This is a genomic window from Maribellus maritimus, from assembly GCF_022267315.1.
GTDB classification, from domain to species: Bacteria; Bacteroidota; Bacteroidia; order Bacteroidales; family Prolixibacteraceae; genus Draconibacterium; species Draconibacterium maritimum.
In genome coordinates, this window is sequence record NZ_JAIKLE010000079.1 from 1 (window position 1) to 7,912 (window position 7,912).

General features: G+C 32.8%; 7 protein-coding genes. 1 reads left to right on the top strand and 6 read right to left on the bottom strand.

The features are described 5' to 3' along the window. Positions 1 to 140: 140 nt before the first annotated feature. From K5G00_RS28455 to K5G00_RS28480, 6 genes are all read right to left on the bottom strand, one after another. Entirely contained in the window at positions 141 to 926 is a 786-nt protein-coding gene (locus tag K5G00_RS28455) for a DUF2971 domain-containing protein (RefSeq protein WP_238769887.1), read from the bottom strand. A gap of 131 nt (positions 927 to 1,057) precedes the next feature. Then, positions 1,058 to 2,014 (bottom strand): hypothetical protein, encoded by a 957-nt coding sequence (locus tag K5G00_RS28460; RefSeq protein WP_238769888.1) that lies wholly within the window; start codon positions 2,012 to 2,014, stop codon positions 1,058 to 1,060. Positions 2,015 to 2,199: 185 nt separating this feature from the next. Beyond that, entirely contained in the window at positions 2,200 to 3,432 is a 1,233-nt protein-coding gene (locus K5G00_RS28465) for a hypothetical protein (RefSeq protein WP_238769889.1), read from the bottom strand. A gap of 169 nt (positions 3,433 to 3,601) precedes the next feature. Continuing rightward, complete coding sequence (locus K5G00_RS28470; protein ID WP_238769890.1) at positions 3,602 to 3,778, bottom strand: hypothetical protein; 177 nt, start codon at positions 3,776 to 3,778, stop codon at positions 3,602 to 3,604. A 10-nt stretch (positions 3,779 to 3,788) separates the two neighbouring features. Then, positions 3,789 to 5,609, bottom strand: a complete 1,821-nt coding sequence (locus K5G00_RS28475) for a UvrD-helicase domain-containing protein (protein ID WP_238769891.1) — start codon at positions 5,607 to 5,609, stop codon at positions 3,789 to 3,791. Between the two features lie 7 nt (positions 5,610 to 5,616). Continuing rightward, positions 5,617 to 7,344, bottom strand: coding sequence for an ATP-dependent nuclease (locus K5G00_RS28480; RefSeq protein ID WP_238769892.1), 1,728 nt, complete (start codon positions 7,342 to 7,344; stop codon positions 5,617 to 5,619). A gap of 336 nt (positions 7,345 to 7,680) precedes the next feature. Here K5G00_RS28480 and K5G00_RS28485 point away from each other — a divergent pair. Beyond that, positions 7,681 to 7,912 (top strand): hypothetical protein (locus K5G00_RS28485; protein ID WP_238769893.1); only part of this gene is annotated, 232 nt, incomplete at its 3' end.

Here is a 7,912-nt window from a genome sequence, read left to right on the forward strand (position 1 = left end):
ACGGTTGGTACATGTTGTCGGGGCGGATTTCGGAGAGCGTTCCTGTCCGAAGGACACGGAACTGCGAAACGGGAATCCGCAGTTGGCGTACCACCGAACCCCGCCCTGCAATATGTACTGTGTTACCAGCTGGTTTTTTTTTAATGTCTTAATCGTATCTCTGAATTTTCAAATGACCTAAATAGGTTTTCATTTATTAGTAATTGTTTTATATTCTTTTTTTTCCAACTATCCATTTTCGGATGACATACAATTTTAATGTCCAGTTCTTCTAGATTTAAAGGCTCAGAGTTAATTCCTAATTCTAAATTATCCTTAGTCTTTTCCTTTTTTATTACAAAACGGATTTCTTTCTCGTGGGAAAAACTAACATCTTTTCTCAGGGACACTTTTTTAATTTTTGATAATTCATTCTCTGGATATACACTTTTATTTCGAAAATCTTGATACTCTACTTTTCCACAAAAATAGTCCTGAATATTTTGTTCTTCTGATTTTGGTTTTAGGTGATTTTTTAAAATTTTAAATGGAATTTTTAAAGCTACACCGTCAGAGTTTGAGTATAAATTCCACATTGCCATCGATTCTCTTTGTTCGGAAAACCAGCATGAAACATAATGACTTGATTGAATTTGTAAAATCTTTTCTATTCTCCCAAAAAGTTTTGAGTCTTGAGGTAATGTAGTCGTTTTATGGTCTAGTATAAAGTTGGCTAAACTAAATGTCGGCATATTACTCATTTGTGTTATTCTTAAAAGTGTTTCAAATGGTACGCCTTCAAGTGTGTCTTCAAATTGGTCCATTCTTGTAAACCGAATTTGTTTGTTTTGAAGAAAGTTTAAAAGTTTGTGTAAATCAAAATATCTCCATAAAAACTCATTGTCTTTGGGTAGATTTTCTTGTTTTATTAATTTGAGCTTTTGCATTGATTATTTTGTATTTGCATTCGGTAATTTAAACTTGCTGGTAACGGATGGCGGTATGAAAAGTTGCCGATTGCGGGCGATTTCCTGTCAAGTTACACAAAAGTTGAAGCGGGCTACAACCCTTGAATAACCTACTGTCCAGGCAATTTTTTATACCGCGTGTTGGCTGCTGGTGTTTGTTGTACTATGTATTTTACAATCGTATTCGCTAGTTTTCTTTGACCTTTGCTATTAATGTGTATGTTATCACGAAAATCTGATAATTCAAGACCATTTTGTAAGTCCAAGATTATAGGAATATTGTTTTCATTAGCAAATCTTATAATTTCCTGTCCTTGGTCATTATATGCTCCTAATTTTTTCTCATTTGGGTCTGCATGTAAATAAATTGTCAATGGTATATTTTTATCTTTTGAATAAGAAACAAACGAGTCAAAGCCACTATTAAATTGAGAGTTATCTTTTTTCTTATTAATTCCTAAATTATCAGTTTCAGTCATTGTCTTGTTAAGTTTGCTTTTTATCCTCGGAAGTAAATACCTGTCAATTAATTCATATAAAGCGAATGAATATTGTTTACTCGGAAAACTGACATGGTTATCAACAATTTTTTCAAAATTCATATTGTCATACGCATCATGCGAACTAACAAATAGAAAAATCGATTTTGCTCCAAAATCTCCATACTTTTTTAAATATGCGTAACAATTATCTGGTCCCCAACTACCAGCAGAGATATTGAGAAATTGAATTTTTTTTTCATAAAATTTAGATAAGGAATCAGATAAAATTGTTGTTGCTAAAGAATCTTGGTCTGTTTGAACTCCTCCATTTACTACAGAATCTCCAAATCCTAATATTTTTGTTGAAGAAGTATCAACCTCCTTGCTCCTCATTGAAAGCGAATTATACATAACATGATTTCTAAATCTAAATCTTTGTTGGTTTGGTTGTGCTATATATTCAAAGTCGGGGTCTTCTTTCATTAAAACCGTATCACAAAATCCGTAATATACTCTTAAGAATATTTCTAAACCCACAATTAAAATTAATGCGAATCCTAAAATTATTAATAATCTCTTTTTCATTATTTACATCTATTTATTAGTTGAAATTTTGTCTATGTCTCATGTCTTTTTACACTTGCAGCCAACGGTCACTTGTATGTGGTCGGGCGGGATTTCTGAAAGAAATCGTGTCAGACCCGCAGGAAAGTGGGCACGAGGTCTGACTTGTCAGACCGCTAAAACCCCCGCCTGCCATATACAATTTGTTAACGCCAGTTATTTATTTGTATTTCATATATTTTTTGTCCTCTTGTTTCATTAAACTCAAAGTCAGGAATGAGATAATGATACTCTTTAAATTTGTCATTGGAATTTAGCATTTCAACCACTTGTTTTAATCTGCTTTGTATGGTTTCAGTTTTCCTTAAAATTGCCCTTTTAAAATAATACTTCTCCCTATCCAGATTTGAATATTTATCAAACTCCATCCAGTCAATTTCCTTTGCGGTGAAGATTGAAATTTGCTCTGATAATATTTCAAAAAGGATTTTAGTTTCTGGGCTTTTTACATCATGTTTCAAAATTTGAAAATAAATTTCTTCAGGTAATGCGTAAGACCAATTTTGTTCTGTACTGTCAATGTTTCTGTACCAGGTGTATTGCAGCTCATTTCGATTATGAATTACAATCTTTTCAAGAATTAAAGTCTCTAACGGAACTTTGGAATTTGTTTTAAAAGCTTCCTTTAATTGAGCAACAAGATTTGTTGTTCTTTCCGCATACTTTTTTTGTAAGACAAGTTTTGTTGAGTCCGAAATGTTAATCCTTTTTTGTTTTGCTTTATTTATTTCATTGTCTATATATTCAATTCGGTCTTTATTTCTTGTGAAATAAATTTGGTTTAATTTATTTCTGTCTATACTCGTTGTTTTATACAAAAGCACTGTATTTAAAAGGAATAAAATTACAGAGATAAGCACCCAATTTTTTGTTTTAAATAGAAGTCGAATTGAATTCCAATTTGCAAAAAAGATATAAACTGGAATAAGAATTAGTAACAACCAAAAGTCTTTCAAAATATCCAAATGGTTATCGTATCCATAAAGATTGTATACTATCAACGAAAGGACAGAACCAAATCTGGCAACAATTGCCAAAGCTAAAAAGGTTATGAAAAAGGAAGTTGAAGCTATAAACGTAGTCCGATATTTTTCCCCTTTGTTTTTGTTTGATACATAAAACCAACAAATTACTGCAAATCCAAATCCAAGACTTGAAGAAAATGCAGCAAAGAATAAATCATATAATTTAAATTCTCTGAATGTTAAAATATAAGCGTCTCTTTCGAAAGTTGTTAGTCGTAATATTTCTCTTGAATGATTAAAAAGGAGATTTATTAGAAAAGCAATAAAAAGTCCAAAAAACAAACCAAACCAAAATTGTTTTCTTCCAATTTTAGTAATTGTCAAGTTTGGTTTTAAAAATCCTTTTTTAAGCATTAGTTATCTTGGTTTTATAATTGGCGTTAACGGTTGGTACATGTTGTCGGGGCGGATTTCGGAGCGCGGTCCTGTCCGAAGGACACGGAACTGCGATGCGAGAATCCGCAGTTGGTATACCACCGAACCCCGCCCTGCAATATGTACCGTGTTATATGTCCGGCTTTTATCATGTTTTGTATTCATTATTTTCAATTTTACCACAATATTTGTTTTGTGTCTGCGTCGGAGCGGGAAGGGCTGCAAGGCTTTTTGGCAAAATTTGGTTTAGCGTTGGCTTTGTGCGTTTTGCCAATATGCCTGAAAGCGAAGGGATGATAAGCCTGAGATAAAGTTGATAAATCATATTTCAATTTTTAAAGGAATAAAACACAAGGGTCATCTACAGGAGTCATTATGGTTGTTCTTAATTTTGCCCTAGTAACGCTCACTCTTAAGTTATATTTGAACTTTGTCATATCGCCACCTTTTTTATTTCCAATTACAATTCTGTCTGGATTACTAACTATCTCCCTTCTAAACCATTTGGGCCAGCCTTCAAATATAATCACCTCGTCAAATTGTTTTCCTTTAGCTTTGTGCATATTCATGACAATGACGCCTTTCTCTGGATTTTGTGAAGTTGAAAAATGTTCAACGATGAAAGCCTGTCTAATTATGTCGAGAGCATCTCTATAAAAACCATTATCACGCCAGTTTTGAGATAATGTTTCCCTCAATTGTGTACCTCTATTGAGAAGTCGAATATTTTTTGCTTCTGTGGCAATGTTTTTAAGTCTTTTACAACCAGAAGCTTCTAAGGCATTTCTAACAGAAAGCCAGTCGTCATAAGGATTTCCCGTAAATTTTAATTCCCTGCAACTGTTGTACCCAGTAATGATTGCCTGCAATATACTTGTCTTTGGAATTTTCTGATTAGACTTGATTTTATCATACAATTTGTCAAATGACTTTTGAATTGATTCTGCTTCCTTAATATCTGTTTTTGTTGGAGTATCGCCCCCTTTTCCATAAAAGTAGTTAGATATGAGTTGAATAAAATTGTCTAAATCATCATTTTTACCTTTGGGCTGCAGCAAAAATGAAATAATTTCAGCAGCTAGAATAGCGCCATGCATGTCGATTACTGCATGATGGTAAATCGCCGGTAATTTTTTACTTTTCTCATTAAAACTATCAGAAACTTGCCGCATTAGTTTTTTAGTTGGTACAAGAATAGCTAATGTCCAATCTTCTATTTCTTGATTTAGTAGTCTTTTCCGTGCTTTAATCGTCCTTATTTTAAGTTCTGAAAAGGCTTGGTTATTATTTGATGGAAACGTAAAAAGTTTGATTCCTTTGTATTTGTCTTGAAAATCCTCTTTTAGAATATCATTTCCAAATTTGACAATTTCAGTGCCGCTGCTTCGATGATTTTCGTTTCTTAAATCAAATTCTTTAGGCGTAAAATAATTTTTATATTGATTGATTCGTCGCGGGTCTGCACCAATAAAGTCAAAAATTCTTTGTTCGGAATCAGCCAGTGCAATGACCGTAGTTTTTTTACCAAAGCACTTTATAACTTTCCATTGCTCAAAATTTGTGTCCTGAAACTCATCTAAAATAAAAACTGGATATGAGGCAGTTAATAATTCGAGAATTTTGTTGCAGTCATTTAGAAGCAAGAAAGTTAATTCAGCAAAAAGGTCGAAAGCTATTTTCCCATGTTCGTATGCAAGTTTTTTTATAGCTTCATATTCCTTTTCTTTTTTTTCTTCAATTTCTTTATCGTTTAAGTCTTTAATTTTGCCGTATGAGTTTCTAATATTAGATAATGCTACTGCTTCGTTAGCAGGGGTTAATATGGACAATTTCCGTGGGAGACCTAATAAGTAGCCATGAGTTTTAATAATCTTCCAAAAAAAAGCATGATATGTATCAACGTGAATTCTCTTTTTTATTTCTCTCGACAATAATGATTGTTCATCAATAGCTTCAATAACTCTTGAAACAGTAGCTCTTGCAAAGCTTAAGAAAAGGACATTCTGGCTATCCTTTATTTTCTCAACCCATTGTCCTGCCTTTAGAATAGATATTGTTGTTTTACCGGAACCAGGGCCACCAATTATAAGCTGATTACCGAAATTATCAAGTATTCTTTTTTGCTCTTTAGACAATATAAATTTTTCACTTGACATGATAATTTTATATTTCAGGTGATAATTCGTATAAATCCTTAATTTCTATACAAACATCACAAAGCCAAGTGGGAATTTCAGATTCTTGACACTGTGAAAGAAAATCTGCAATTCCCCAATTACCTTTAGCCCATAAAAAATATTTTAATAAGGCTTTTTTGATATCATCTTTTGGGTCTGGATATTTTTCAAGTATATGAGAGGGCCAATCTATTAATTCACTGAATCTTTCCATTGCCTCAGTGGTCGTATTCTTTAAAACAAGATTTTCAAATCCTTTTTCCGAATGCATAAATAATTTCTCAACATTCTTTTTAATTGATTTCTTGGCATCATCGCTTTGCTTATCGCATAGAGCAAAAACTCTCTTACCAAGACTATTATATAATTGAGCTAGAGCCACAATTTTGTTTTCACTGCCAGCATCAATTATACATATTCCCAATGATTCAAACGACGAGTATTTTTGGGGATTTAATTCAGAAAGTCTGCGTGCAACAGCTGGTAAAGAAGTAGTCTCGGTATGTCCTTCTGCGATTATTATTCTTCGTGCTAAAAGCCCTTCGCTAAATCTTTGACGAAATTCCTGTCTATATGTTTTTAATTTAATTCCCTCTGGTAATTTAACTTCCGACTGTTTTAAAATACCATTATCATCTCTTGAAAGTACAATAGTTTGGGATATATCGAATTCTTCAATAACGTATGGAGAATGTGTAGAAAATAAAGATTGTGTTGAAAGTTTTTTTATTTCATGAATAATATGTTTTTGGGTATATGGTGGAATTGCAATTTCTGGTTCTTCCATTGCAAATATTACATTCTGCTTTTCTTCTGCAATTTGAGATAACAAGGCTAGAACAAGAATATTAATAGTGCCAGTTCCTTGTCTGTAAAATGGTGCCGAATGTTGGCCAGAACCAGTGGCGATAAAAGCGGTTATTACCTTTCTCAGATGCTCTCTTGTTAAATTTGAGACTTTAAGATGTGGTGAAATACCCCATTCTTTTGGTACAAATTTTTTAATTGCAGTTTCAATACTCTCTAATATTCCTGAAATACCTAGTTCAGGGTCTGCTGCAACATGAAATTTATCTAACTCGTCTATTGTTTTTTCCCACATTTGTGGACGGGAATCCTTTAATCGCAAAATGATGTCTAACAAGCTTCCTTTTTCCAGACTTAAAGCTCGAGAACCTGTTCGTAAAGTTCTTAAGTAAAGAAAACCACATTTTTGTTTGTCTTTTTTCGAAAATGACTGTGGTCTGTCGCTTTCCTCTATTGACCTAGAAAAGTATGTTGAACCTTCAAAATCATCTTCATCTTCATCATATTGTCCAATAAAAGAGACTCTAAGGGCTGCGATAATATTTTCTTTGTCTACCGATTTTGGGGGAGGAGTATTATGTAGTTTATTTTTATCAATATCCCACCATTCAATATAGTCCTTAAAATGAATTTGTTGGTCTAATGACAAGTTAGTAATTACAGCTTCAATATCTATTACTGGATTTTCACTTTCATCATCTGAAATATATTTTCCATTATAAAAATCATGCTCATCAACAACAGGTTTGCGATTCACTCTATCTGGTCCTAAGGTCAAATCGAGTGCTTCAAATATTGTAGATTTACCTGTATTATTATCACCTATTAAAACAACATGGTCTGAAAAATATATTTCAGCGGAGCTTATTCCTCTGAAGTTTTTGATATTTAGTCTTGTAACTCTCATAATAGGCTAGTTTTATAATTTATATTATTCGATATCTTCATTTCTTCTGGCGAAGAAAGCAAGTGTGTGGAAGCGAGGTTCTGGTTGTGTGACGGGCTGGAACACTCTTGCTTTGTGCGTTGGCTTATATATTTTATCTCTTTTATTGCATAAATTTATTTCATCTGTTCTTTTTCAAGCTGGCATATAACGTGTGTGCATCATCACCTGGTGATGTTATTTTTCTTATCTCATTTTCAAAGGTAATGTTATACCCTTACTAAGGTAGGTGTAATAACACCTATTATGTTGAATTGGCAAAAATATCATCTGGAGGATTTTTTAAGATTTTAAAGAATGGATTCAGCTCAAAATTATTTTCTACCAGGTACCAGCAATTCATTGTACTGCTCCATTTTGCTTGAGTGGCTGTTTTTAATAAGTAATTTAATTTGGAATTATATTCAAATTCAATTCGTATTACATTCTGTTTTCGGTGAATATCCTTTTTCAGTGTTATGTTGGGTTTCGAAGACAAGTCTGAATTTAGTTTTTAGTTTTCAACGTTTTAAAGCTAAAGAATATTTTT

Excerpts from the sequence above, each read along its gene's own strand:
- K5G00_RS28460 (WP_238769888.1), bottom strand. The coding sequence starts at position 2,014 with ATGAAAAAGAGATTATTAATAATTTTAGGATTCGCATTAATTTTAATT.
- K5G00_RS28455 (WP_238769887.1), bottom strand. The coding sequence starts at position 926 with ATGCAAAAGCTCAAATTAATAAAACAAGAAAATCTACCCAAAGACAAT.
- K5G00_RS28475 (WP_238769891.1), bottom strand. The coding sequence starts at position 5,609 with ATGTCAAGTGAAAAATTTATATTGTCTAAAGAGCAAAAAAGAATACTT.
- K5G00_RS28465 (WP_238769889.1), bottom strand. The coding sequence starts at position 3,432 with ATGCTTAAAAAAGGATTTTTAAAACCAAACTTGACAATTACTAAAATT.
- K5G00_RS28470 (WP_238769890.1), bottom strand. The coding sequence starts at position 3,778 with ATGATTTATCAACTTTATCTCAGGCTTATCATCCCTTCGCTTTCAGGC.
- K5G00_RS28480 (WP_238769892.1), bottom strand. The coding sequence starts at position 7,344 with ATGAGAGTTACAAGACTAAATATCAAAAACTTCAGAGGAATAAGCTCC.